The sequence below is a fragment of the Rubinisphaera margarita genome (genome assembly GCF_022267515.1).
Classification (GTDB): Bacteria; Planctomycetota; Planctomycetia; order Planctomycetales; family Planctomycetaceae; genus Rubinisphaera; species Rubinisphaera margarita.
Window position 1 is genome coordinate 629,417 of record NZ_JAKFGB010000009.1, and the last position, 22,518, is coordinate 651,934.

Below are 22,518 nucleotides of genomic sequence, written 5' to 3' on the forward strand. Positions count from 1 at the left end.
GGCTGGTCGACATCGGCCGTGGGGGGAGAGGGTTAGCGTGAGGGCGAAATTCGGGTGACGTTCTTCGTGACCCGCTTGTGTTAACGAGCAACGGAAGGTCGCGGGATGATCGGCTGCTCCGGCAACTCAAGAGCAGATTCAAAATGGACTGCAGGCGAAGCATGAAAATGCTCTAGTTTGACTTCCCGAATCCCACCCTGCAGAATCGAGTCCTCTCGTTCGATGATTTCTCGTGCTCTTCTGAGGGTTCCCATGGCTCGACGCATTTCTTCGTTTGCACTTCCACTTCTGCTGCTCATCGCGGCTCTTTCGTGCCAGTCCACTGCAGTGGCGAAGGATTCTCCGCGGCCGAACATTATCGTCATCATGGCCGACGATCTCGGATACGGAGATCTGAGCTGTTACGGAGCCACGGAGATTGAAACGCCGCACATCGACAGTCTGGCGAAGGATGGGGTGCTCTTCCGCGACGGGTACTGCTCGGCTTCGACCTGCACGCCGACACGGTTTTCGTTTCTGACCGGAATGTACGCCTTCCGTCAGCCGGGAACCGGAATTGCTCCGCCGAACGCGACCTCGCTCATCCAGCCGGGCACGCCGACGATTGCTTCGGTTTTGAACGACGCCGGTTACAAAACGGCTGTGGTCGGAAAGTGGCATCTCGGACTGGGCGAAGGGCAGCAGCCGGACTGGAACGGCGACCTGAAGCCGGGGCCGCTCGAAATCGGATTCGATGAATGCTTCCTCCTGCCGACGACCAACGATCGCGTGCCGCAGGTTTACGTGAAGAATCATCGCGTTGTGAACCTCGATCCGGCTGATCCGCTCTGGGTCGGACGCAAGAATCCGGACGGGCAACCGACCGGACTGACGCATCGCGACACTTTGAAAATGGACTGGTCGCACGGGCATCACGACACCATTCACAACGGGATCAGCCGCATCGGTTTCTACTCCGGCGGACACGCGGCTCGCTGGCGGGATGAAGATCTGGCCGACATGTGGGTGAATGAAGCGAACCGTTTCATGGAAGCGAACAAGGATCAGCCGTTCTTCCTCTTCTTCTCTTCGCACGACATCCACGTGCCCCGCATGCCGCATGAGCGGTTCCAAAAGAAGTCGGGCCTCGGCTATCGGGGCGATGCGATTCTGGAACTTGACTGGCAGGTCGGGCAGGTTCGGGAAACCGTCAACCGCCTCGGCCTGGCGGAGAACACGCTGATCATCTTCTGCAGCGACAATGGCCCGGTTCTCGATGACGGCTACAAAGATGGAGCAGTCGAGCAGCTCGGCGAGCACGAGCCGGCCGGGCCGTATCGGGGTGGAAAATACAGCGGCTACGAGGGCGGAACCCGCACGCCGTTCATCACCTGCTGGCCGGGAACGGTTTCGCCGGGTGAGTCGAGTCACATCGTAAACACGATCGACCTGGCAACCAGCATGGCGGCTCTCGTTAACCAGCCGCTGCCGGAAAAGGCCTTCCCCGACAGCCTGAACGTGCTGCCCGCTCTGCTCGACAAGCCGGATGCCGAAGGGCGAACCGAGAATGTGGAGCAGGGGACCAATTCCCTCGGCTTCCGCCATGGCGACTGGAAATTGGTCGTCTACAAGAACGCCAAAGCAGCCGGGAAGACCTTCGAAAAGAAGGGTAAGGGACTCGTCGAGCTCTACAACCTGAAGAACGACCCGGGGGAAACGAAGGATCTGATCGACGAGCAGCCGAAGAAAGCCGAAGAACTCAAAGCTCGGCTGGACGAAATCCAGAAGAACCCGACGCGGTTTTAGCGAACCTGGCCGGGCCACTTCTCCGACTCATCCACCTCGATGGATGCGTTTCCCGTCGAAAACCTGCTGAACCTGATCGGGAGAAATACTGTCCTGTTCGGATTCGAGTGAGTATGATATGAAAGCCGCGCCTTGCCGCACCCACTCCAATCCTCCAGGACCATTGAACCGCGACCATGCGAAGTGAATCCGAAGTCCCGTTTACGGACAATCCGTTCTCCATTCCTGTTGCTGACCGTGTCAAGCGGCTGCCGCCCTATCTGTTCGGCAAGATCAATAAGCTGAAGTACCAGAAACGGGTGGCGGGCGTCGATGTAATCGACCTGGGCATGGGCAATCCGACCGATCCGCCCGATCCGTTGATCGTCGAAAAAATGACCGAAGCGCTGTCCGATCCTCGGAACCACCGCTATTCGGTTTCGAATGGCATCGCGAACCTGCGCAAGGAAGTGGCCGCCCGGTACTTCAAAAAGTACGGCGTCCGGCTCGATCCCGATAACGAAATCGTCACCTGTATCGGCTCCAAAGAAGGGTTCAGTCACCTTTGCCTCGCGCTCATGGGGCCGGGTGATACCGCGATTGTGCCGGCTCCCTACTTCCCGATTCACGTGTACGCTGTGGCTCTGGCCGCCGGAAACGTGATTTCGCTCGACTGCCGCGAGCCGGAGAAGTTTCTGCAGAACATCGCCTACACCTGCGAACATCTGTATCCGAAGCCGAAGCTGGTGATCGTCAACTTCCCGCACAATCCGAGCACGACCGTTGTCGAGCAGGACTTTTACGATGACCTCGTGAAGCTCGCCAAGAAGTACGAGTTCATGGTCATTTCGGACTTCGCCTACGCCGACATCGTTTTCGACGGCTACAAGGCTCCGAGCTTCCTCTCCTCTCCGGGAGCCAGTGATGTCGGGGTCGAGTTCACGACGATGAGCAAAGGCTACAGCATGGCTGGCTGGCGCGTTGGCTTCTGTGCCGGTAACCAGGAAATGGTCCGGGCTCTGGCCACCATCAAAGGCTATTACGATTACGGCCTGTTCCAGCCGACTCAGATCGCCGCCATCGTGGCGATGCGGCATTGCGAATCGGCTGTCGAAAGTGTCGCCGCGGAGTATCAGATTCGTCGCGATGCTCTTTGCGATGGTCTCGAACGGATCGGCTGGGAAATCGAACGCCCGAAAGGAACGATGTTCGTTTGGGCCAAAATTCCCGAGCCGTGGGCTCAGATGGGTTCCATCGACTTCTCAATGAAACTTCTGGACGAAGCCGGCGTCGCCGTGAGTCCGGGGCGCGGTTTCGGCGAAGATGGCGAAGGCTATCTGCGTCTGGCCATTGTCGAGAACGTCCACCGACTCCGTCAGGCCGTCCGTCAAATCGACCGCTGCCTGAACAAGTCCGCCGTAACCTCGGAAACCTGATTGCTGAACCGACATCGGGCCGCCCCCGGTTGAATCAACCGGGGTTCCCCCTGTTATCGTCACTCAAACCAGAGCGAAACTGGTTTCATGAAGGTTTTCTTCCCACTCCTCTGCGGACTGATGCTGTTGTGTGGGGACGGTGCGTGCTCTGTTTCACTGGCCGATGATCGTGAGTTTGTCATCGTCAATCCGGGCGATGCCCAGGAACGTTACTTCGCTTCGCTGCGGGAACGGCGGCTGTTTCAACTGGCCGAACTTCTTTGTCAACGGGCGTTGAATGACTCGGCCATGCGGCCGGGGGATCAGCTCATCTATCGACTCGAGCTGGCCCGCACATTCCGCGACCATGCCCACACCGTTCCCTGGTCGGAAGCGGTCGAACTCTGGCAGCAGGCCGCCCGAACTCTCGACGTGCGAGGATCTCATGCCGAACGCTGCCGCTTTGAAGCCGCCCTGTTGCAGGCATCGAAGCTGGAGCAGATTTTTTGGGTCCGTCAGCTCGATCCGAAGAACGCCGAACTGCTCCGCGAGTTGCAGACAATCGGACGGCGTGCGTTGCAGGAACTGGCCGACGCCCGGCAGATTCTCGATCGGCAGAAGCAATCCGGCAAACTAGGCCGCGATGAAGGAATTGCCGGAATCGATGAGGAAGCGTTGTATCTTGCTTTGGGCCGCGTTCACATCCGACTGGCCGAGGTAATGCGGGAGAACATCGCCGAACGGAACCGTCTGTTGTCGGAAGGCCGAACGGCTCTGCATGGGATGCGGCGTTCGCTGCTTTCAGATCAGAATTACCTGGAAGCTCAGCTGCTGCTACTGATAGCTGCCCGTCTTGAAAACCGACGCGGCGAATTCGATCGCCTGTACGACACCGTTCGTGCGGAATCCGATTCGATTCCGTTTCGTCAGCGAGCCGGGGCGGAACGGGTTCGCTATCTGCTCGAACAGAACCGCCCGACCGAAGCGGCGGAATTCGTCCCGAATCTGGCCGGTCCCGATGGCGAGCTGTCTCCGCAGTTGCGGGGGCTCCGTTTGCAGGCGTTGATCGCCATGTCGGTTGAAGTCCGTATGAAGGGTAACGATGCACTCGCCGAGCAGTTGATTCAGGAAGTGCGAGCCCGGATGGCTCAGCTCGCCCGGGAAGGACATACATTCGACGCCGAGCTGGTCGCGACCGAATTACGTGAGAGTTACGCGATTCATCAGTTCGGCCCGGAACTGGCTCAGATTGTGCGACTGGCTCGTGAAGCGGCCCGAGCGGGAAACGCTGCGGAGGCTCGGAAGCAGTACGAAGCCGGGATCGCGGTGGCGACAAACCAGGGGCGGTTTGAGCAACTGATCGAGCTGGCTCGTGAGATTGCCGCGGTTTATTTTCAGGAGCGGATGTTCGATCAGGCGGCCAGTCAACTCGAGTCGATCTGGCGAAGCTCTCCAAATCTTCCCGGTATGGAACAGGTTCATCTGCTCTGGATCACGAGCCTGCAGCGGCAATACTCGGCTGGGCCGAGTGTCGAACGTCTGAACGCCTATGCCGCTGCAATTGCCGATCATCTGCAACGATACGACGAGCGTGAGTCGAGCTTCGAAGCCCGCTGGCTGCAGGCGGAACTGACCTTTGCCCGTAAGCAGTATCGGCACGCGATTCTTGAGTACATGCAGTTCCCGCGGACGCACGAACGTTTTTACGCGGCTCAACTCCGGTTGGGCCAATGCTACGACGCACTGCTCTCCAGCGACGCGACCGCTTCGCTCGATGTGATGAAAGAAGCCGTGCTGTTCGGCAACCGGCTGCTTGAAGGAACCGACTGGGAGAATCTGCAGTCGCCCGCTCACGTCGATGCCCTGTTGAACGCCTGCCGGCTGTTGTTGAAGTACGAAACCGGCCTTCATCCCGTTCTCCCGACTGCGTTGAAACACCTGGAGCAAAGATTACAGATCACCGATTCCCCGATTGCAGCCGTTTCTGAACCAGCGGTAAGGCAACGCTGGCTGAGAATGGTGACTGCGTATCAGGGCATCATGCTGGCCCGGCAGGGGCGAGCCCAGGAAGCGATGGCGCTTTTCAGCAACGATCGCGTCACCGCCGGAGACGCCTCGGAAACGCTGTTTCTGGTTCACCAGCTGGCTGATGTCAATCCGCCCGATCCTCAGTCGGAACAGATCCTCGCCGAGATTCAGCTGCAGCTGATCCGCGATCTGACGTCGCCCGACAAAGCGAACGCACTGGCTCCAGAAGAGTTGATTGCTCTGCGGCTCGGCGAAGCGGAAGCCCACTACACACTGGGTCGACTCAGTCAGGCGATTCCCATCTATCAGGAAGTGGCGAAATCGACGGGGCCAGCCGATCCCATTACGCAGCGGCTCAGTTCACTGCTGCGGGAATGCAACAATGCCGAATGCTTCGGACAGCTCTATGATTTCTGGAAGGGGAAGGTCTCGACCACAAAACAGGGCAGCCGCGACTGGCACCGAGCCCGCCTCGAACTGGCCCGCGCCTGCCTCCTGACCGACCGGAAGCCGGAAGCGAAGAAGCTGGTCCAGATTACACAACTGCTCTACCCCACCACCGGCTCAGAAGTGCTCGACCGACAATTCGAAGAACTGGCGCAAAAGCTGAAATAGCAGCATCGCGACGCTTCGGGTTGAGAGTCCACCGTGGTGGTGTCTGTTTACGAGAGCAAAATCAGGGCGTCGGAGAGTTCATTGACGTCGTCGGTTTCTCGCGGCAGGACTTTGCCGAGTTCGTCGCCGAGCTGGTCGATCGTTGATTTCATCGAGGGAATGATCCCGCTGGTTCGGAAGCCGGCGGTCATTTCGTTGCAGAGCACATTCAGGCGATCCTGACCGAGTTGATCGAGAATCTTCTGATCGGCAATAATGACCGCCCGATGTTCAAACAGCGAGACGTAGATCATCACCCCGGTCGCTCCCGCGGTGTGATGGACCCGCTGATCGAAGAACATGGCCCGCGCTTTCAGCCAGACTTCGTCGGCCATCTGATCGACTGGCGTGAAGAGTCGACGGAGTCCATTGAACTGGCTTGCCAGCGACGCTCCGACCAGAAACCCGATCAGTGTCACGAGCAGAAAGGCGACGAGCTGCTGGACGGGATGTCCGGCTGCCCAGCTTCCTTCCGCCGTATCGATGGGCGGATAGAGAGCCCACGTGATTGCCAGCAGAATCAAACCGAGCCAGACGCCGGCGACATCTTCCGCGCGATCGTAACGCCCTGAGGCTTCCGCGATGACCGGAACGATCTCGGCGGACGTTTTCTTCTCCGCAGCCGCGATGGCGGCTGTGATCTCCGCCTGTTCCGGCTGGCCAAACTGCTTTTCGAGTGCGGTTGTCATCGCAAGTCCTGATGTCTCGTCAAACTGTGTGCGTGAATCGAATCGTTCAGAGCGAAAGTTACCAGGAGCCGCTCGCTCCTCCGCCGCCGGAGAAGCCGCCTCCGCCGAACGAGCCTCCCGAGAACCCGCCGCCACTGCTGCTGCCGGAACTCGTTGCCATGTGATACAGCACCGTGCCGATGGCGGCGAAGAGGAAGCCCCAGAACAGCCACGCCCACCCGCCGGTTCCTCTGCGGATCATCGAGACCACGGTGAAGATCCCGAGGGCGACCACGCCGATCATCACCGGGTAATACCAGGCCGGTTTGGGAGCAGCGGGAAGTTTCAGGTCGCGAGCCATCCGTTCAAGCGAAATGGCTCCCGCTTTGATGCCAGCCGAGTAGTCCCCTTCCTTGAAGCGGGGGATGATCTGTTCGTTCATAATCTTCTGGCAAAGTTGATCCTTCTCTCGTCCCCAGCCGGCTCCCAGCTCGATCCGGGCTTTCCGGTCGTTCTTGGAAACGAGCAGCAGAATCCCTTTGTTCCAGACGTTCTTGTTCACTTCGGCCGGACCGATCTGCCACTGGTCGAACAGCAGTCGGGCGAACGTCTCGATCCGCAGGCCCATCCCGCCGTGCTCGCTCATGGAGTTGATCGTGACAATCACCAGCGGAGCAGCCGTGTCGGTGAGCAGTTTGTCGGCCAGCTCTTTGATCTCGGCTTCATCTTCCGGCGTGATCAGATTGGCCCGGTCGAGGATGAAGTCCCGCTGCCCCGGCGGATCGAGCTCGATACGGAAGTTCTCCTGAGCCTGCACCATGGCGGGCTGCAGAAAACAGACGGACGTGAGCAACAACGAGAGCAGGATTCGCATCGGAGGGAAACTCTTTCGGGACGATTTCGTGTAGCCGGGATCTATTCTTCCGCGGATTTCAAATACGAACGGTAATTCTCCAGCTGCGGATCATCCGTTTCTGTCATGATTGTTTCCAGTTGAGAACGCAGATCTTCCAGAATCTCCCGCTTTCCGTTGTCATCAGAAAGATCGTCGCGGGCAGCCGGATCCTGTTCGTAGTTATAGAGTTCTTCCGGCTGGCGGTATTGAAACAGCTTCACCCGCTCGGCGATCTGCGGATCGTTCTCCGCGGCTCGCTGCATCGCTTTGAACGTCAACCCGTTTTGCGATTCATTCCTGAAGACCGTTTCGCCATCCGACCAGGCATTGAAGATGTAGCCATGCGTACGAGTCGTGATGGCCCGCATCGGGAACGGCTTTTTGCTGGAAAGCGTGTTGATGCTCGTGAAGACCCAATCGCGATTCTTCTGCGTGTCCCCGCGCAGAATGGACAGATAGCTGCGGCCGTCCATTCCTTTCGGGGGAGTCAACTGGAGTGCTTCAAGAACGGTCGGCATGAAGTCGATCCCCGAGACCATATGCTGATCGTCGACCGTTCCCGCCGAGATTCGGCCCGGCCAGCGGACGATCAGCGGCGTCTTCGTGCTGTTGAGGTAGCAGTTCGTCTTAGCGAACGGCAGCGGCATGCCGTGGTCGCTCATGAAGACGACGAGGGTATCGTCACGATGCCCACTTTCGTCGAGCGCTTTGAGCACGGCTCCGGTAATCGCATCGGCTCGATGCACTGAGGTGAAGTATTCGCTCAGTTCCTGACGAATGTCGGACAGATCAGGAAGAAAGCCGGGAATGATGACTTCGTCCGGCGAGCAGAACGGCTCCGATTCCGGATAAGCGGGCGCCCGGGCCTGCTTCTTGTTCTTATTGCCGCGGCGTCCCTGTTCCTGGGTACTTCCCGCGAACGGCCGATGCGGATCGTTGGAGTTCGCCATCAGAAAGAACGGCTTCTCCGCCTGATCGGCCGCTGCGAGAAATGTCTTCGTCAACTCGAAATACTTCTCGGGATCGCGACCCCGCCCCAGATCGTTCATCGCACCTTCGAAGTCCCAGCAGAACTTCTCCTTCGGCTCCAGGTGTTCAATCTTTGAGAGAATCCCGTTGTAGTAGCCGGCGTCTCGCAGAGATTCCTGCAACGTAGGGACGGCACGATCGATCGGATCGAAGCCGAGGGCTCCGTTGCGATGCGGATAACGCCCCGTCATCCAGACCGAACGGGTTGGCTGGCAGATGGCGATCGTGACATGAGCATGATTGAAACGCATGCCGTCCGCGGCGAGCTGGTCGATGTTCGGCGTGATCCCTTTCAGCGGACAGCCGAAGACGCCGACCGAGTCCCAGTTCATGTCATCGACCGTAATCATCAGCACGTTCGGCTGATCGGCGGCGTGTGAGAGTGATGGGATCGTGCAGAGCAGGGCGAACAAAATCAGCCAGACGCGGTGTCTCATGGGAACTCCCGGAGTGCAGAGAGGACGGGGGAATCGAGTCGAGTGGAGTTCTCGCCTCAACAGCCGGTAGAAAGCGGCCGATGTTCCTTGCGCCTGACTGTACCCGATGACGGTTCGTTCGCGAAAGCGTTCGCGCGGCTCGAAGAACGCCCATCCATGCAGCAAGGCCTTCACGACTCCTGTCGCAAAGGCCTTGCAGGTCAGCGAATTCGATTAACTTTCAGGATGGCCCAGACGTGTACGTCTGGGTGACCAAGTCCCGGGAAGTAGCTATTCATCGTAGAATCACTACTGACTCGTCGGATGAAAGCGTCGGCAGAGAGCGTCGGTCAGCGACCTCTTGTGGCTCTGCCACTCAGACGCACGCGTCTGAGCCAGCCTTTCGGATCGTCGTGGCTCGTCTAGTAGCTGCGTCGATTGTTCCGGTTCAGGTCGATGTGGATTTCTTCGATCTTGCCGCAATCGCACTTGATGACGATCAGGCAGAGTTCATCGCAGGCGTGCCGCATGGCGTCGTCCCAGTCCCGCTCGCAGTGAATGCGTTCGCCATCGACCCGCTTGATGACATCGCCTTCTTCCAGACCGGCGTACCAGGCCAGCGAGCGACGTTCGACATCGTGAACCTTCATGCCGTGTCGGCAGATCTCTCCGTAGAAGCCGAGCTTCGGAGGCTTGCTGCAGCTGACCGGGCGGCGAACTTCGCAGCTCGGGGTGCTGACGCGGTAGTGCGAAGTGCGATAGCCGCTCGAAGAACAGCTGCCGGCTTCGGCAACCGGAACGATGAAGGCGGTGAGAACGGCGAGGGTCGAGATCGAAACGATGAGGCGATTCATGTAATTCACTCCTGTCTTGTGAGTGGGCCCGGCGATGACTCGCCAGTGTTGTGTGTTGTGTCCTGCCTTTAGAAGCGAAGCAAAGGCGGAGCAGGGGACAGAAGTGACGGACTTTTTCCGAAAGTTTTTCGAAAAGAGGCCGAAACGCGCTTCGGGATTGGGAATGGCTGTGGGAACTATCGCGTGTTCTACACGAACTCGGCTCTGCAGAAAAAAAGATCCCAACCGGAAGCGCGGTGCTTCGGGTTGGGATTCAAAGAATTCAGGAGTGGTGGCTCAGTCAGGTGCCAGTCGTGCCTTCTTCGTCAACCTGCTTGTCGATCACATCATCCTGGTAATCGTCGAGACGGTGCTCGGCTTCCATGGCGAGTTCTTCGTCCTGGATGTAAGTCTTGCCGCGATAGAACTGGGCGAAGATCACGAACAGGACGGCCGTCACCAGCATGCAAACGGTGAAGAACTGGTAGTACTGCACTTCGGTCAGTTTGCTCGTGCCGTCTTCGTTCTGAATGTAATGGTTCACGCCGGCGACAAAGAAGTTGCCGAGCGACACACTCAACAGATACAGCCCCATGATGAACGACTTCATTCGCTTCGGAGCCTGCGTGTAGGAGAACTCCAGCGACGTGATCGACACCATGATCTCGGCTGCGGTGATCAGCACGTAAGCCCAGAAGTGCCAGATGATGTGCGGCGTCTCTCCTGCAGCGATTCGCATCTCCAGCCATGCCGGCAGAGCAAAGGCCGGGACGGTGAGAAAGAGTCCAATCGCAATCTTGCGTAGCGGCGTGACCGTGAAAAACCTGCCCATCGCCGGGTAGATCACGTAGGAAAACAGCGGGATGAAGATCATCACGAGCACGGGATTGATCGCCTGCAACTGCGACGGCTGCACGTCCCACCCGCCAACAGAGCGGTTCATCGACTGGGCCTGAATCACCCAGGCCGAGGCGGTTTGATCAAACAGAGCCCAGAACATCGCGATGAAGAAGTAGAGCGGGATCAGATTCAGAATGGCCAGCAGACCGGTCTTGCTGAAGGTTTCCCGGAAGAAGCTCGTTCCGGCCGGTGGGATATGAGCGTATTTGTTGCGGCCCATCCAGAAGGCGAAGGTGGCAATCGCCATCAGCACTCCGGGAATTCCGAAGGCGACACTCGGACCGAACTGCGTCAGCAGCACCGGAATGAGCAGCGTCGAAATGGCGGAGCCGAAGTTGATCGAAAAGTAGAACCACTGGAACACCCGCGGCAGCAGGTGGTGATTGCGTTTTCCGAACTGGTCCCCCACGTGCGAGGAGACACACGGTTTGATCCCCCCGGACCCGACGGCGATGAGGGCCAGGGCGATAAAGAGCATCGTTCGTGGATGGACGCCGGTCACTTGAGGCAAATCGACGAGAGCCATGGCCACATGACCAAAGCAGTACACAATCGACAGCGAGATGATGATCCGGTATTTCCCGAACAGCCAGTCGGCGAGGATGGCTCCGAAGATCGGGAAGAAGTAAACGGCCGAGCCAAACCCGTGCAGCCACTCCCGGGCTTCTTCTTTGGACATCGGGGCGACTTCTCCCTGCATGTCGAGCAGGAAGGAAGTCATGAAGACGGTCAGGATCGCCTTCATGCCGTAGTAGCTGAAGCGCTCAGCAGCCTCGTTCCCCACAATATAAGGAATGCCCGGAGGCATGGTTTCGATGTCGTAGGGGGCTGTCGCGTGCTTCTTCTGACCGGCCATGGGCAAACTTTCTTTCCTCAGCGTTCCCTGTGATTCACACGCAACCGCACGATGGCTGTCGTGAGTGTCGTGCAGAATAGAGAACCTGCGGCAACTGGTCGAGAGAGATTCCCGAGTGGACCCCCGGAAGGGAGAGAGCTTACTCCTTCAGAAGATGCTTCTCGAAGCCGGCTGACGAGTGCTGCTCGAAACCATCGTCTGTCCCAAGCACGATGAGGGCCGAGGCCGAGTACTTCTTCAGAATGGCCAATCCTTTCTCAGGGCCCATCACGGAAAGAGCCGAGGCGAGGGCGTCCGCATTCATGCCGTCCGGGGCGATGACGGTCACGCTGCTCGATTCGGTGAGGCCGATTCCGGTCTTCGGGTCGACGATGTGCGAGTATCGCGTGCCGTCGATCTCCACATAACGGCTCGCATCGCCGGATGTGGCGACGGAACAGTTGGCGAGCTTCAAAAACACGTCCGGCTCCCCCTGAGGGCTCTTCAGCGGGGCGATGCCAATCACCCAATGCTCGGCTCCGGTGGGCGGGTCGCCGACGACGATATCGCCGGACGCGTCGATCAATGCTCGGTCAATTCCCTGGTTTTTGAGGACTTCGAGGGCTTCATCGGCTGCATAGCCTTTGGCGATCGCCCCCAGATCGAGCTGCAAATCGTCCTTCAAAAACTCAACTGTCCGACATTCCGGATGCAGTCGCAGCAAGCGGAAGCTCGTGCGGCTCAGAGCGTCTTTGAGAGTCGCCTCCTCTGGCAGCGCATTCTTGCGATAGGCCCGCCGCCACAGATCAGTGATATGGCCGACGGTGACGTCGAATGCCCCGCCGCTGCGGCAGGACATTGTCTGGGCGGCTGACAATACAGTGAACAAATCCTCGCTGACTTCGGTTTTCTCGCCTGTTTTCGCCTGCTGGCAGAGCTGATTCAGCTCGCTGTCGGGGTCGTAATCGGAGAGGGCCCGGTCGATCTCGCGAACGCGGGCAAACACGGCCTTCTGGGCGGCAAGAGCGTCTTCGTTGGAGTCGGCTTCGAACTCGATTCGCCAGGGGACTCCCATGCAGACCTGTTGAAACTGATAGCGGGCCGGAGTGGTATCGGAGATTTCGGATGCACGTACTTGACAGTTTTCAAGTCCCATGACCACTATGATAGACGCAAACCCGTGAATCAGTGCGGACCGGACTCGATCTTGCAGCCGGGAGCGAAGATTCACTTGAACAGCGGATGGTCCCCGTTCACAATCCCTCCACACAATCCCTCCAGTTGTTTGCGGAAGAACTCTCGAAAGATCGAATAGATGCAACATACTTCACGAATCCTGTTGTCGTTGAGCCTCTGGGCGACTACGGCAGTCATTGTTTCGCCCCTGCAGGCGGCCGACAAGGCTGTGCCGGCAGAAGACGTGACACTTAAGCCGTTCACCGTCGAACTTCCTTACACCGAGATCACGTTCGATATGGTGCCGATCCCCGGCGGCGAGTTCCAGATGGGCAGCCCTGAAGAGGAAGTCGACCGCCAGGACGATGAAGGTCCCGTTCATAAGGTGAAGATCGAACCGTTCTGGATGGGCAAATGCGAAGTGACCTGGGACGAGTACGACACGTACCGTTACAAGCTCGACGTGCAGCGCCGCGAACTGGCCGGACTGGATGCTACCGACATCGACGTGAAGGCCGATGCCGTCACCCGACCGACCAAAGAATACCGCGACATGACGTTCGGCATGGGACACGATGGCTATCCCGCCATCTGCATGACCCAGCTGGCTGCGAAGTCCTACTGCGAATGGCTCACGGAAATTACGGGCGACTATTATCGTCTGCCGACCGAAGCCGAGTGGGAATACGCCTGCCGAGCCGGCACGACCACCGCTTACTCCTTCGGCGATGATCCGGAAGATCTCGACGATTACGCCTGGTACTACGACAACGCCGACGAAAAGTACCAGAAGGTCGGCCAGAAGAAGCCGAACCCCTGGGGACTGTACGACATGCACGGCAACGTGGCCGAATGGTGCCTCGACCAGTACAAGCCCGACTTCTACAAGCAGTTCGACGGCAAAGTTGCCGACAACCCGATGGCCGTCGTTGAGACGCTGTATCCCCGCGTGGTCCGTGGCGGCTCCTGGGACGATGATCCCGATTTCCTCCGCAGCGCATCACGCCAGAAGTCTGATCCGCTCTGGAAGGTTCGCGATCCTCAGCTGCCCAAGAGCATGTGGTATCACACTGACGCTCTGCACGTCGGCTTCCGCGTAATCCGCCCGCTGCGTCGTCCGAGCGAAGCCGAGATCAAAGACAAAGTCATGCATCCGGATCCGCCGCCGGAACTGATGAAGTAATTCCGGTGAGCACAGAAAAAAGCCGCGACTGGCATGAGTCGCGGCTTTTTTTACGTCGGGCGTGAACCCCGGGTGGCCCTTCAAGTTCCCTCGCTCCCCCTTTGGGGGAGAGGGTTAGGGTGAGGGGGAAATGCGTGCGGCGTGCTTTGTGGGCCGTACTTCCCGATTGAGTAAGCACGTCACTGGTTGAGCCTTCCGGGGCCGTCGGGTTTCAGCACTGTCATTCCGACGGCCGCTGAAGACAAGCCTCCTGTTGCCCTGCAACACAGAGATGAATCTCTGTGTCATCCGCTGTGGATAAGTCGCGGGTACGGGTTTGCTTACTTTTCTTCGCCGCGAAGCAGGCCGTTTTTGTCGAAGGCCGTGTCGGGGAAGCAGTCGAGCATTTTGCGGATGAGTTGCTGCAGAGCGTTGAGCGAGTCGTTCTTGCGGATGCCGGAGACCATCTGCCAGTTGAGATCGGACGTCGGGAGACGTTCGGGCAGGCGGAGTTCGGGGAACACGACGGAGAGACGCTGCTGGCCCCATTCGCGGGCGCGGCGGTTGTTGTAGAAGATGTCGTCGACCTCGTGCGTGAGTGCGAGGTGGGCACAGAGGAAGTCGGACCACATCTCGGCGTTCTTCCGGAGTTGATTGAGGCTCCGCATGCGAGCCGCGTCGATGCTGTGACCAGCCAGAACCAGTTTCAGACAGCGGATCCGTACCTGCATCTGGGAAGCGAGCACACTGCGGGCGATCGGTTCGACATGCCGCTTTCCGGCGGCCTGATCGGCGGAGCGGAGAATCGTGTACCAGACGCGATGCAGAACATCAGCGCGCAGAATATCTCGCAGATCCGGTTCATACTCCAGCCAGCAGTGCCGGCGGCGAATGGGATTGGAGTCTTCGAGGACCCGCTGGCAGATCGCCAGATTCTGCATCCACGTATTCGTCAACTCCCGCGAGTACGACCAGTAGGCATGCAGCGGAGCATCCTTGATCAACTGCGAATGCTGGACAAGACAGTCGGCGTGCGCCACGAGTTGGGCGGCGGCGTCAACAGTATGCGAGAGGTTCAATAGACCGTTCCTGACTATCAGGGAGGGTGATTCGTGGGATCACGTCACCCGCACATAAAGACACGGTGAGGCAGAACCGCCGGCTGGTTCGTCCCTGGACGCAGCGGCTTCTGTCGAAGTGGCGGGGCGAGAACTGCTCCATCGTCCCGACACCGTTCTTCAATGCAGTTTGAATGCCGGGACACCATCTGTCATCCCGTGAGTCGCATTCCTGTCGGGGAACGCTCGTTTCGGGGCGTACAGAGCCCCCAGTCGCTACAATCCCAACCGAATGACTCCGGAATTCGCGCATTTTTCATGGCGGAAGGCAGAAATCGCCGTCGCCGGCGTCCGGCTTCTCGCCCGGCCAAATCGTGTGTGTTCCGATTTGTCATCATGGCTGTTGATTCGCGGCACCTGTCCGGAAGGTCCGCTGCGGGTTCGCCCATGGTCGCCGAAACTGTAAAATCTCTCTCAAGTCTTTCCGGATCAGGACGAGGAACCATGGTGGGGTGTTCCGAGGCCGAGACGGTGAATTCCGCCCGTTTTCCTGTCGATTCTTTCGCGTTGGATTACACGTAAGTCCTGAACTGACAATGGATAGAAACAAGACAGAAGGAATCGTCATTCGACAGGTCGACTTCAGTGAGACCAGTCGCGTGGTGACGTTTTTCACGCGGGACTACGGTCGCATCTCGGTCCTGGCGAAGGGGGCCAGGCGGCTCAAGAGCGCGTTCGAGGCTGCTATTGACCTGTTGACGAGATGTCAGATAGTTTTCCTCCACAAATCCACATCCAGTCTCGACATTCTTACGGAAGCCAAGCTCGTTAACCGGTTTCGGGCGGAGTCGCATCAGGTGAATGCGTACTACGCCGGTCTCTACGTGGCCGAGCTGCTTCAGTCCCTTTCCGAGGAGTTCGACCCTTACCCCCGCTGGTACGATGCCGCGGTCGTCACATTGAGCCGGTTGCAGTCGGATGCCGACTTCAGACAGGCCGTGATCCGATTCGAGCTCGTCACCCTGGCGGAACTGGGGCTGCTGCCGGAATTTGAGCAATGTCAGTGCGGACGTCCAGTCGAGGAAAATTCCGAACGCTGGTCGCTGTGGATTCAACAGGGAGTCTTGTTGTGTTCGCAATGTCGACATCACGAAGCGTCCGCGCGACCGCTGACCGGCGAGGTCCTGTCGACGCTGCGCCGACTGAGCCATTCCGACATGGCCGACGAGACAATTCCTCCCATTCCCGACATACAACTCCGCATCATCCGTCCTCTGCTGACGGCTCTGATTTCGAACATTATCGATCGTCGACCCAAGATGCTCGCCTACCTCAAGTTCTGACCGTTCCGGTCGAACTCCTCCGGCTTCCAGCCACCCTCCTGCGCAGTCTGTCTCAATCCCTCGAGCAGGACTTCGCACCCGTCCTTTCTCTGAATTTTCGCCGGCGTCCTGCTGGTGACCTCCCACCTCACCTCACTCCCATCCTGAGGGCAAGGTCGATCCTATGAATATTTACCGCATGATTCTCCGCTGCCAGCGGTCTCTGGTGCAAACCAGCCTGACCGGGGCCATGCTTTGCGCTGTCGGCTGCCAGACGTTCCGCTATGGCGAGAGCGAAGGCAAGGGCGGTCCGCTCGCCACGCCGATTTCCGCCGAAACTTCGATCGATGGCGTGAAGGGCCCGCTGGAAAAACAGCTGCTGGCCAACCGCAGTCAGTCGATCGTCGATCTGGCCGCTCATCAGAACACCCCCGACTTCCAGGAATACCTGGCGGCCAAGCAGCTTTACGATGCCGGCAAGTACTCCGAAGCCGAGACGGCCTTCAAGGAGCTGGCCGACCGTCTCGAACTCGACGAGAATGGTCAGTATCGCAAACGTAGATTCTCGAACTGGTACAAACCGCTTTCCGAACGGGTCGCCAGCTACACCGATGGTCCGATTCGGGAAGACGCCGTCTTCATGGTTGCCGAATGTCGGTACCAGCAGAAGGAGTATCCCGGCGCTCAGGACATGTACCTTGGCCTGCTCAAGGTTTATCCGCACACGCGGCACCTGGAAACCTCGACGCAGCGACTGTACGACATCGCCCGCATCTGGATGCAGTTCAAGCCGACCACGAACAAGGATGTCGAACTGGCCGCCTACGAAGATGCCGGTCGGGCCAGCAAGCCGGAAGTTGTGAACGATCCCGACTACGATCGCCCCAGCTTCTTTAATCTGACGGATCGCAAGCGACCATTCACCGACACCGAAGGGCGCGCTCTGGAATGCCTTAAGGCGATCTGGTTGAACGACCCGACCGGGCCGCTCGCTGACGACGCCCTGATGCTGACCGCCAGCCATTACCTTCGTACGGGCCGAAACTTTGAAGCCGCGGAGACCTATCGTCTGCTGCGGGAAGAGTTCCCGGACAGTCCGCACGTGAAAGACGCCTACCTGCTGGGAGCCCACGTGACGCAGGCTTCGTATCAGGGGGCTCATTACGACGGCAAGGAGCTTTCCGAAGCTCGTCAACTGCGGTTGATCGCTCTCAATTCGTTGGGGAACCTCGATGAAGAAGAGCGGAAGCGGCTCGAAGCCGAACTGCAGCAGGTCGATGACGCGACCGTGGCCCGTGATTTTGCGGGGGCACTCTACTGGCTGAATCGCGGTCGATTCGAAGCGGTCGAGATGCACTGCCATCACATCATTAATACCTATCCGAGTTCCAAATACGCTGGCAAGGCACGCGGACTGCTGACTCTGTTGCCGCAATACAAAGAGCAGAATACGCTGCTCCTGGCGATGCAGCACATCACCGCCGACGACATCCCGTCGGTCGACAACATGCCGTCGCAGACTGCGGAAGCTCCGCCGATGCCGCCTCAGCAACCGCAGACGCAACCTGCGCCCGCCGCTCCGGAACCTCAGGAAGAAGAAGCTAAGCCGCGTTACTTCCCATCGTGGGGAATTCCCAAGCTGAAGCCGATTCCAATTCCGGGCTTCCAGGGCGACGAACCGGCTCCGCCTGAACCGGGAGACGCTCCGCCTTTCAATCCGAGTCCCGGCGAAATGGCACCCGGACGTGCGACGCTGACACTGGGCGAAGAGCCGCAGAAATAGTCTGATTTGAGGTCATGACCCGTCGAGATTTCCTGAATCTGTTCAGCTGTGTGGCTGTTGGCGCGATCGCCGGCTGCGGCTACAGAATCGGCGGGCCGTATGACCCCGAAGTGCGGTCGGTCCACGTTCCGATTTTCACCTCGGACCTGTTCCGTCGTGATATCAACATCGAGCTGACCGAAGCGGTGCAGAAAGAGATCCGGGCCCGCACCCCGTTCCAGATCTCGTCCGCCGAGCATGCCGATACCGTGCTCATTGGCCATGTGGTCGAAGTCCGCAAGGACGTTCTCGGCGAAACCGCCTTCGACGATCCCCGACAGCTGCAGCTCGGGATTGGTGTCGAAGTCCTCTGGGAAGAGAACCACACCGGACAGCTGCTCGCCCGCCATCAGGTGCCGATCGACGCCCCGACGCGACAACTGCTGATGCAGGCCAACTTCGCCCCGGAAGTCGGTCAGTCCTTCGCAACCGCCAAGCACGAAGCCATCACCCGCCTGGCTCGCCGCATTGTCGACCTGATGGAAATGCCCTGGTAGCACTATCCGCCAGAGATCATCGAGGGTGGCCCGTCCGCCTTAGCGGGCGGATCGCGACAGCGACAAGAGGCAGCGGGGATGCACGGAGCCATCGTCCTGTTAGGCGCCCATGCCGGGATGAGAAACGCGAGGACAGAAGAAAACCACCAGAGACACAGAGATCACAGCGAACGAACGTCGCGAGTCGTCCTGGCAAGCCGCCGCTACAGCTTGCTCTTCAACTCAAGGACGGCGACCTCTTTTGCTTTCGCTTCGACTTCGACGGTCAGGTCGAGTTCTTTCCAGCAGTCGGGGAAGTCGGCGACGTCGATGAAGTCATGATGCCGTCGCGGCTTCGGGCCGTGCCAGCCTTCGAGAGGGCTGGAGATATGGAACAGCGGCTCGCGGTTTTTCCATGTGGCCAGAGCATGCACGGTCGCTTCTTCGATGGAGTATTCATCCGGGCGGCAGCGATGGTGATGGACATCGTAAACGAACGGAATCCCCTCATCGCGGCACAGGGGAAGCAGGTCAACAGGAGTGTAGGTCACATCATCGTTCTCGACGGTCAGCCGTTTGCGGGCTCGCGCGGACAGCCGGTTCAGATTGCGGGCGAATTCAGAGAGTGCGAGCTGCTTGTCGCCGAAAGCGCCTCCGCCATGAATGTTGATGACATCGGCTCCAATCCACTCGGCGACCTCGGCCTGATACTCGATCTCCAGCAGCGAACGTTCGACAACATCCTCTCGCTGCGAGTTGAGAACTACGAACTGATCGGGATGAAAACAGGTTCGCAGATTGTTCTTCCGGGCGAATGCTCTGCACTTTTTGAAGCGGGCGATGATCGTTTCCGCATCGGGAAGTTCGGCGATGTCGTAGCCACACTCGTCGTGCGTTTTCAGCGGCAGGATCTGACTGTTCACCCGAAAGCAGCCGATGCCGTTCTCGCCACAGAATTGCAACGCGGCATAGAGCGCATCGGCATTCGACAGGCAGAGCCGACTCAGTTTCTGCAGCGAATCGGCCCGTTCCATTTTGCTTGCGGCTGCGACCGTCGTCGTGCAGAACTTGATCGGTTCATCGCGGAACGTACAGCAGAGGCCCAACCGAATCATATCCGCGACCAGTTCATGGCCGTAATCGACAGTTGAAGCACCGTCGCAATCGACACCCATGTCAGATACGGAAGCTGGACCAGAGCGATCCAGCGGCTGGACGACCAGACGACGATCATCATCCAGATAATCGTCGACCACACAATCAGGATATCAATCGTCGCCAGCGGCAGGCTTTGCAGTCCGAACATCAGTGGCGTGAAGCTGAGGTTGGCCACCAGATTGATGGCGAATGGAATCGCGACCCGCACCGGCCATTTCCGCCGGGCGACCTGCACGAAAACGTATCCGAACGTGATGACGATGATCGGATACAGGATCTGCCACATCAGCGAGATCGTCGATGGAGCCGGGGTCCACTCCGGTTTGGCGAGACTCTGATACCATTCCATCCACGACATGAAAACGCCTGATTGCTGAGAGACTGAAGGCCGACCGCTCGATTCTAGACCGGACACTTCAGGATGAAACCCCCGCCTTCCGAAGCGAAGGGGAAGAAACGGCTCATTGAGCGTAGCTGATCATCGCCGTGACTACGGCTGCGAGAATCACCAGAACGAAAGCGAACTGCAGGAGAATCCCGAGCAGCACCGCGGTGAGTCCGACCGCTCGGCTTCCCGAGCCGCGATACCGCGACCAGATGACTGGCAGGCAATAAACGATAGCAGCCAGCGGACTGAGAAGCGTGGCGATCAGAGCAGCCTGAACGGCCAGTTCGGGAAGTCGCGCCCATCCAGCGAGGGCGAGCGTAAGAAAGCTGAGCAGCGGACTGAAGAACACGAGCCACCAGACGCCGGGGCGGGTCGCAAATGCAGCTGCGGGTGTTGACTCGGCAAGGGGAGTACTCAAAACAGGACTCCATCACGGTTTCCGTGGTTACTCGTCGGGCACTTCCAGACGACAGCAGCCGAAATCGAGATGCTGCTTTCCGCCGCGGCTGACGGCCGAGACATCCGGATGCAGCCGGTAGAGCATGAAGCGACCCTGCTTCGTCTTTTCAACCAGCCCGGCGTGATACAGGATGCCGAGATGGTGGGAGATGTTGACGATTTCCTCGCTCAGGCTCTCCGCGATCTCCGTCACGGTTTTCTCGCCATCCCGCAGCAGGTCCACAATTCGCACGCGAATCGGTTCGCCCAACGCTTTGAGCTTTTCCGCACACAGTTTCGATTGAAGCCGATCCTCAGCCACGAACCCTATCCGTTCTCCAGGAACTTTCTGATGCTGTCATGCTCGTCTGAATCCGTATGGCCATGCGAAGCACGATAGATAATACCAAGAGAAAGTGGCGCGAGACAGGTTCATTTCAGAATCTTTCCCGTCCTCACGACTGGACACAGACGCGCTGTGAGCCAGTGCAGGATTCAAAGCTCGTTGCGATTCCGGAAAGATACTTCGGACACGGAATGCGATCGAGGATACGTTGAAAACAGGGTTGAGTCCGGGAGAGCAGGGCTCGAATGCAGCAGGTCCGGCACCCGGAATCGGTCCGGTTTTGGTCCGCAGTTTGCGTTTTTATCGTTCTGCAGTTCGCTGTCGCAAAAAAGTCTGCGAGAAACGCCTTCGACTGGAGGATGACCGATCAGCCTGCTGCTTCAGTGCCCGACGACGCCTGGTGCGCAGCCGTCGACGCTGAAGGAATTGCGGTTCGGAAGATTCCGGGTAAGATCGAGGGGGAGTCCGAGCGACTTTGAAGTGTATCAGCCGACTGCGAATCCGAAATTACACGCACACGTGCACGAAGGGGAGAGCGATGCTGAAGACACCGAAGATGAACGACGTGAGAGAATTGTCCGCAGAGGGAGGCGAGCCGTGTGTGTCGATCTACCTGCCCACACACGAGAAGGGACCAGAAACGCGAGAGGATCCGATTCGTCTCAGGAACTGCATTAATGAGGCAAGCAAACAGCTGGCCGACTGGGGAATGCCCGGCGGAGAAATCCGACTTCTGTTCCAGCCGTTCGAAGATCTGCATCGCAGCGACGGTCCAGCCGAGGCTCAGGAGTTCTGGCAGCATCAGGGGGCAGGGCTCGCAATCTTCGTTTCACCCAATCAGGAACACCAGATTTTCTCGCTGCCTGATGAAGTTCAGGAGCAGACGATCATCGCTCCGCGGTTCCATGTGCTTCCGCTGCTCGGGGCCCTTCAGCACGATCGACAATTCTGTCTGCTCGATGTCAGTCAGAATCAGGTCCGACTGTTTGAGGGTTCGCGGACGGGGCTCACCGCAGTGGAACTCGATGATCTGCCCGGTTCGCTGATCGAAGTCATCAATGGCCATCAGCAGAAAGGATTTGCTCTGCATTCCTTCGGGGGACAGCCGGGGGCCAAAGATCAGGCTGTGCCGCACGGACACTATGAACACGATCGGCACGCGGAATACAAGGAGTTTCTTAAGGCGGTCGCAAAGCCGCTCAATGAGTATCTCTACAACAGCCATAAGCCGCTGGTGTTCGCGGGAGTCGATGAGCTCTTCTCGTATTTTCGGAAGGAGTGCGACTATCCGCATCTCGTGTCCGAGCCGATCTCGGGAAATCACGACAACATGAACCCGGCGGAGTTGCATAAACTCGCCTGGCCAATGGTCGAGAAGCAGATCGGGGAGGATGAGCAACTTCTTCTGGATCGCTGGGGCGAAGCCCGCACGTCGCCGGCCGGCAAGGAGTCGATTGCCGAGATTCTCATCGCTGCGCAGGATGGACGAGTGGAAACGCTGCTGTTGCAGGAAGGGCACCCGATCTGGGGAACCTTCGATGAAGAGCAGCGTTCGATTTCCAATGCGGATGAAAACGCAGCCGACAACTACGACCTTTGCAACGTCGCTGCCCTCAAAACTTTGAGAGCCGACGGCGAAGTCCGGTTGATTAATGGCGATCAGTCCTTCAGCGAGGACGGTGTCGCCGCAATCTTCCGCTATTGATTTTCCCCTCCTTTGGGAAGCGCCAACAGG

Annotated in this window: 19 protein-coding genes; 8 read left to right on the plus strand and 11 right to left on the minus strand. The window is 58.6% G+C overall.

The genetic code is table 11. The features are described from left to right. Window positions 1-252: 252 nt before the first annotated feature. From L1A08_RS05780 to L1A08_RS05790, 3 genes are all read left to right on the plus strand, one after another. Window positions 253-1,785 carry a sulfatase-like hydrolase/transferase gene (locus L1A08_RS05780; protein ID WP_238755232.1) on the plus strand — a complete coding sequence of 511 codons (1,533 nt, stop codon included), beginning with the start codon at window positions 253-255 and terminating at the stop codon, window positions 1,783-1,785. A gap of 176 nt (window positions 1,786-1,961) precedes the next feature. Further along, entirely contained in the window at window positions 1,962-3,200 is a 1,239-nt protein-coding gene (locus L1A08_RS05785; protein ID WP_238755234.1) for an aminotransferase class I/II-fold pyridoxal phosphate-dependent enzyme, read from the plus strand. Between the two features lie 87 nt (window positions 3,201-3,287). Then, the gene (locus L1A08_RS05790) at window positions 3,288-5,822 is read left to right on the plus strand and encodes a hypothetical protein (RefSeq protein WP_238755236.1); all 2,535 of its coding nucleotides are present in this window, start codon (window positions 3,288-3,290) and stop codon (window positions 5,820-5,822) included. A 47-nt stretch (window positions 5,823-5,869) separates the two neighbouring features. On the opposite strand, the gene L1A08_RS05795 is transcribed toward L1A08_RS05790, so the two are convergent. From L1A08_RS05795 to L1A08_RS05820, 6 genes are all read right to left on the minus strand, one after another. Further along, a complete protein-coding gene (locus L1A08_RS05795) occupies window positions 5,870-6,550 on the minus strand; it encodes a TPM domain-containing protein (RefSeq protein WP_238755238.1) in 681 nt (226 codons plus the stop codon). Between the two features lie 58 nt (window positions 6,551-6,608). After that, window positions 6,609-7,403, minus strand: a complete 795-nt coding sequence (locus L1A08_RS05800) for a TPM domain-containing protein (protein ID WP_238755240.1) — start codon at window positions 7,401-7,403, stop codon at window positions 6,609-6,611. Between the two features lie 41 nt (window positions 7,404-7,444). After that, window positions 7,445-8,890 carry a sulfatase family protein gene (locus L1A08_RS05805; protein ID WP_238755243.1) on the minus strand — a complete coding sequence of 482 codons (1,446 nt, stop codon included), beginning with the start codon at window positions 8,888-8,890 and terminating at the stop codon, window positions 7,445-7,447. Window positions 8,891-9,291: 401 nt separating this feature from the next. Next, window positions 9,292-9,723 (minus strand): hypothetical protein, encoded by a 432-nt coding sequence (locus L1A08_RS05810; RefSeq protein WP_238755245.1) that lies wholly within the window; start codon window positions 9,721-9,723, stop codon window positions 9,292-9,294. A 280-nt stretch (window positions 9,724-10,003) separates the two neighbouring features. Then, entirely contained in the window at window positions 10,004-11,458 is a 1,455-nt protein-coding gene (locus tag L1A08_RS05815) for a POT family MFS transporter (protein ID WP_238755247.1), read from the minus strand. 139 nt (window positions 11,459-11,597) lie between these two features. Beyond that, the gene (locus L1A08_RS05820; protein ID WP_238755249.1) at window positions 11,598-12,593 is read right to left on the minus strand and encodes an FAD:protein FMN transferase; all 996 of its coding nucleotides are present in this window, start codon (window positions 12,591-12,593) and stop codon (window positions 11,598-11,600) included. A gap of 159 nt (window positions 12,594-12,752) precedes the next feature. Here L1A08_RS05820 and L1A08_RS05825 point away from each other — a divergent pair, with 159 nt between their 5' ends. Then, a complete protein-coding gene (locus tag L1A08_RS05825; RefSeq protein WP_238755251.1) occupies window positions 12,753-13,796 on the plus strand; it encodes a formylglycine-generating enzyme family protein in 1,044 nt (347 codons plus the stop codon). 320 nt (window positions 13,797-14,116) lie between these two features. Here L1A08_RS05825 and L1A08_RS05830 read toward each other — a convergent pair whose 3' ends face one another. Further along, window positions 14,117-14,854, minus strand: coding sequence for a hypothetical protein (locus tag L1A08_RS05830; protein WP_238755253.1), 738 nt, complete (start codon window positions 14,852-14,854; stop codon window positions 14,117-14,119). 575 nt (window positions 14,855-15,429) lie between these two features. On the opposite strand from L1A08_RS05830, the gene recO reads away from it, so the two are divergent. The 3 genes from recO (at window position 15,430) to lptE (ending at window position 18,474) form a co-directional block, all read left to right on the plus strand. Further along, complete coding sequence (recO, locus tag L1A08_RS05835) at window positions 15,430-16,176, plus strand: DNA repair protein RecO (RefSeq protein ID WP_238755255.1); 747 nt, start codon at window positions 15,430-15,432, stop codon at window positions 16,174-16,176. Window positions 16,177-16,339: 163 nt separating this feature from the next. After that, window positions 16,340-17,938 (plus strand): tetratricopeptide repeat protein, encoded by a 1,599-nt coding sequence (locus tag L1A08_RS05840; protein ID WP_238755257.1) that lies wholly within the window; start codon window positions 16,340-16,342, stop codon window positions 17,936-17,938. 14 nt (window positions 17,939-17,952) lie between these two features. Next, entirely contained in the window at window positions 17,953-18,474 is a 522-nt protein-coding gene (gene lptE, locus L1A08_RS05845) for an LPS assembly lipoprotein LptE (RefSeq protein ID WP_238755259.1), read from the plus strand. Between the two features lie 203 nt (window positions 18,475-18,677). On the opposite strand, the gene uvsE is transcribed toward lptE, so the two are convergent. The 4 genes from uvsE to L1A08_RS05865 form a co-directional block, all read right to left on the minus strand. Further along, on the minus strand, window positions 18,678-19,568 hold the full coding sequence (gene uvsE, locus L1A08_RS05850) for a UV DNA damage repair endonuclease UvsE (RefSeq protein ID WP_238755261.1): 891 nt from the start codon (window positions 19,566-19,568) through the stop codon (window positions 18,678-18,680). After that, window positions 19,565-19,969, minus strand: a complete 405-nt coding sequence (locus tag L1A08_RS05855; RefSeq protein WP_238755263.1) for a TspO/MBR family protein — start codon at window positions 19,967-19,969, stop codon at window positions 19,565-19,567. The genes uvsE and L1A08_RS05855 overlap by 4 nt, the downstream gene beginning before the upstream one ends. A 103-nt stretch (window positions 19,970-20,072) precedes the next feature. Further along, entirely contained in the window at window positions 20,073-20,417 is a 345-nt protein-coding gene (locus tag L1A08_RS05860; protein WP_238755265.1) for a hypothetical protein, read from the minus strand. Window positions 20,418-20,444: 27 nt separating this feature from the next. Further along, window positions 20,445-20,759, minus strand: coding sequence for an ArsR/SmtB family transcription factor (locus tag L1A08_RS05865; protein WP_238755267.1), 315 nt, complete (start codon window positions 20,757-20,759; stop codon window positions 20,445-20,447). A gap of 562 nt (window positions 20,760-21,321) precedes the next feature. On the opposite strand from L1A08_RS05865, the gene L1A08_RS05870 reads away from it, so the two are divergent. Further along, window positions 21,322-22,488 (plus strand): baeRF3 domain-containing protein, encoded by a 1,167-nt coding sequence (locus L1A08_RS05870; RefSeq protein ID WP_238755269.1) that lies wholly within the window; start codon window positions 21,322-21,324, stop codon window positions 22,486-22,488. Window positions 22,489-22,518 lie beyond the last annotated feature (30 nt).

Bases quoted from the DNA above. Each gene is read 5' to 3' on its own strand.
- L1A08_RS05780 (WP_238755232.1), top strand. From the start codon at position 253: ATGGCTCGACGCATTTCTTCGTTTGCACTTCCACTTCTGCTGCTCATC.
- L1A08_RS05785 (WP_238755234.1), top strand. From the start codon at position 1,962: ATGCGAAGTGAATCCGAAGTCCCGTTTACGGACAATCCGTTCTCCATT.
- L1A08_RS05790 (WP_238755236.1), top strand. From the start codon at position 3,288: ATGAAGGTTTTCTTCCCACTCCTCTGCGGACTGATGCTGTTGTGTGGG.
- L1A08_RS05795 (WP_238755238.1), bottom strand. From the start codon at position 6,550: ATGACAACCGCACTCGAAAAGCAGTTTGGCCAGCCGGAACAGGCGGAG.
- L1A08_RS05800 (WP_238755240.1), bottom strand. From the start codon at position 7,403: ATGCGAATCCTGCTCTCGTTGTTGCTCACGTCCGTCTGTTTTCTGCAG.
- L1A08_RS05805 (WP_238755243.1), bottom strand. From the start codon at position 8,890: ATGAGACACCGCGTCTGGCTGATTTTGTTCGCCCTGCTCTGCACGATC.
- L1A08_RS05810 (WP_238755245.1), bottom strand. From the start codon at position 9,723: ATGAATCGCCTCATCGTTTCGATCTCGACCCTCGCCGTTCTCACCGCC.
- L1A08_RS05815 (WP_238755247.1), bottom strand. From the start codon at position 11,458: ATGGCCGGTCAGAAGAAGCACGCGACAGCCCCCTACGACATCGAAACC.
- L1A08_RS05820 (WP_238755249.1), bottom strand. From the start codon at position 12,593: ATGGGACTTGAAAACTGTCAAGTACGTGCATCCGAAATCTCCGATACC.
- L1A08_RS05825 (WP_238755251.1), top strand. From the start codon at position 12,753: ATGCAACATACTTCACGAATCCTGTTGTCGTTGAGCCTCTGGGCGACT.
- recO (WP_238755255.1), top strand. From the start codon at position 15,430: ATGGATAGAAACAAGACAGAAGGAATCGTCATTCGACAGGTCGACTTC.
- L1A08_RS05840 (WP_238755257.1), top strand. From the start codon at position 16,340: ATGAATATTTACCGCATGATTCTCCGCTGCCAGCGGTCTCTGGTGCAA.
- lptE (WP_238755259.1), top strand. From the start codon at position 17,953: ATGACCCGTCGAGATTTCCTGAATCTGTTCAGCTGTGTGGCTGTTGGC.
- uvsE (WP_238755261.1), bottom strand. From the start codon at position 19,568: ATGATTCGGTTGGGCCTCTGCTGTACGTTCCGCGATGAACCGATCAAG.
- L1A08_RS05855 (WP_238755263.1), bottom strand. From the start codon at position 19,969: ATGTCGTGGATGGAATGGTATCAGAGTCTCGCCAAACCGGAGTGGACC.
- L1A08_RS05870 (WP_238755269.1), top strand. From the start codon at position 21,322: ATGCTGAAGACACCGAAGATGAACGACGTGAGAGAATTGTCCGCAGAG.